Genomic DNA, 2208 nt, shown 5'->3' with positions numbered 1-2208 from the left:
GGATAGCTGCGCAGGCCACGCGTGCTGGCGCTGCTCAAGGCCCACCAACGCCAGCAGTTCATCCACTTTGCGCCGCCGCTCCGCCGCAGGCACGCCCGCCACTTTCATCGGCAGCTCGATGTTTTCCCGCACCGTTTTTGCCGACAGCAAATTGAAGTGCTGAAAAATCATGCCGGTACCGCGTCGCCAATCTACCAGCTGACGATCGCTCAGCGTGCCGAGATCAATCCCGTCAATCACCACCTGACCGCGAGTAGGATTTTCCAGCCGATTAAGGCAGCGAATCAGCGTCGATTTACCCGCGCCGCTGCGCCCAATAATGCCGAAAATCTCGCCGCGCTTAACCTGCAAATCGACCTCCTTCAGCGCGTCCTGAGTTTGGCCGGGATAGCGCTTACTCAGGCCACGAATCTGCACGTGGATTTTCCCCGCCGTCTCAGCCGTCGGTGACAGCAACGCATCGCGCTCGCCAGGTAGCGTCAGGCTCACCATACTTACTGGCTCCAGCCCGGCTGATACAGCTTGCCGTAGAAGTCATCAAGTTTGGCGCGCACCACCGGCGAATGCTGGTAGATATCAACGAACTTCGCCAGGCGTGGATCGTTCTGATGACCGTCGCGGATCACGAACTGAATCACGTATTCCGGATGCTCCAGTCCATCGAAAAGCAGCGCATTGTTCGGATCGATGGTCTTCGACAGGCGCAGATAGTGCGGATAACCCTGCGCTAAATCGACTTCATCCAGCGAACGCGACAGCTGCACCGCTTCCACTTCGATAATCTTCAGATGCTTCGGATTGCTGACAATGTCATCCACAGTAGACTTGAGGCCCGCACCTGGTTTTAAGGTAATCAGTTTGGCTTTTTGCAGCAGCAGCAGGCCGCGCGCACCGTTGATTGGATCGTTGGCAATCGCCACCGTGCCGCCATCAGGAATCTGGTCAATCGCGGTATGTTTTTTCGAATAGAGGCCGATGTTATTGATGATCGCTGGCGCGAACGGCACCAGATGGAATCCGCCCTGCTGATTGGCGTTTTCAAGGAACGGCTTGTGCTGGAACAGGTTCACGTCGATATCGCCGTTTTCCACACTAACGTTCGGCGCGGTCCAGTCGGTGAACTCCACCAGCTCGACGTTCAAGCCTTGTTTCTTCGCCTCGGCAACTGCGGTTTCCAGCGGCGGTGCAAAGGCGGCGGTGGTACCGACTTTCAGCGGGCCGCTGTAGTTTTCGGCGGCGACGGCGCTAAACGCCAGCAGTGCGACGCTGGCAGCCAGTGCAAAATGACGTGCAATGTTCATATCAGATCCCTGAGGTTAAATTAACGAAGGTTAACGCCGTCGCGCCAGCGCGCCGCCGGATGGCGATCAGGCAAGCGGTCCTGCTGTTGAAAAATTTTCTGGCGTAGCGAACCGGGTTGATACGCGGTCTTGAAGCGGCCGCGCTGCTGTAATTCCGGCACCACCAGATCGATAAAATCGCGGTAGCTCTGCGGATTGAGGATGCGCGTCAGGTTAAAGCCGTCGATATCGCCTTCATCGATCCACGTAATCAATGCATCCGCGACCTGGCTCGGATTGCCGACGATCAGCGGATAGCGGCTGCCCATCGCGTGCTGCTCCAGCAAACGGCGGCGCGTCCAGCCGCTGAAAGCTTTGCTCACTGATTCAATGGCGCGCGTGTCGCCGGTCTGAATCGGCTCATCAAGTTCGAACGCCGCCAGATCCAGGCCAATCGAGCTGGAGAAGTGCGCGATACCCGCTTCCGGGCTGGCATAATCGAGGTAGTTTTGATGCTTCTCATGCGCTTCGCGTTCGGTGGGCGCGACAATCACGCTGACACCCATAAAGATGCGCAGATCGTCAGGATGGCGTCCGGCCTCCACCGCCGCCTGGCGCAAGCGCGTCGATTGCTCGCGCATCGCGGCGGGTGACGCGGCATTGACAAAGCTGCACTCGGCGTGACGTCCGGCGAACTGCACGCCGCGCGCCGAGGAACCGGCCTGAAATAGCAGCGGCGTGCGCTGCGGTGACGGGCTGCTCAGGTGATAACCCTGCACCTGATAAAACTCGCCCTGATGATTGATTTGATGGATTTTGCTGGCATCGGCGTAGCGCCGATGGGCTTTATCCTGCACCAGCGCATCATCCTGCCAACTGCCTTCCCATAACTTGTAGGTGACATCGAGAAACTCATCGGCCTGATCGT

The 2208-nt window shown here is 58.2% G+C and carries 3 protein-coding genes; all 3 read right to left on the bottom strand.

Annotated features, from left to right (window positions below; genetic code table 11):
• Window positions 1-492: ATP-binding cassette domain-containing protein (locus tag RTM06_RS11020; RefSeq protein WP_312182140.1), on the bottom strand; the 492-nt coding region annotated here is incomplete at its 3' end.
• 2 nt (window positions 493-494) lie between these two features.
• Window positions 495-1301: a MetQ/NlpA family ABC transporter substrate-binding protein gene (locus RTM06_RS11015; protein ID WP_179452337.1), complete on the bottom strand. Its 807-nt coding sequence runs from the start codon at window positions 1299-1301 to the stop codon at window positions 495-497.
• A gap of 20 nt (window positions 1302-1321) precedes the next feature.
• A partial coding sequence (locus tag RTM06_RS11010; RefSeq protein ID WP_312182136.1) for an NtaA/DmoA family FMN-dependent monooxygenase occupies window positions 1322-2208 on the bottom strand: 887 nt, incomplete at its 5' end.

The organism is Pantoea sp. CTOTU46764, assembly GCF_031974595.1.
In the GTDB taxonomy this organism is placed as follows: Bacteria; Pseudomonadota; Gammaproteobacteria; order Enterobacterales; family Enterobacteriaceae; genus Pantoea; species Pantoea trifolii.
This window is presented reverse-complemented; position numbering and strand designations above follow the sequence as displayed.

Coding starts and splice junctions, on each gene's coding strand:
- RTM06_RS11015 (WP_179452337.1), bottom strand. CDS start 1,301: ATGAACATTGCACGTCATTTTGCACTGGCTGCCAGCGTCGCACTGCTG.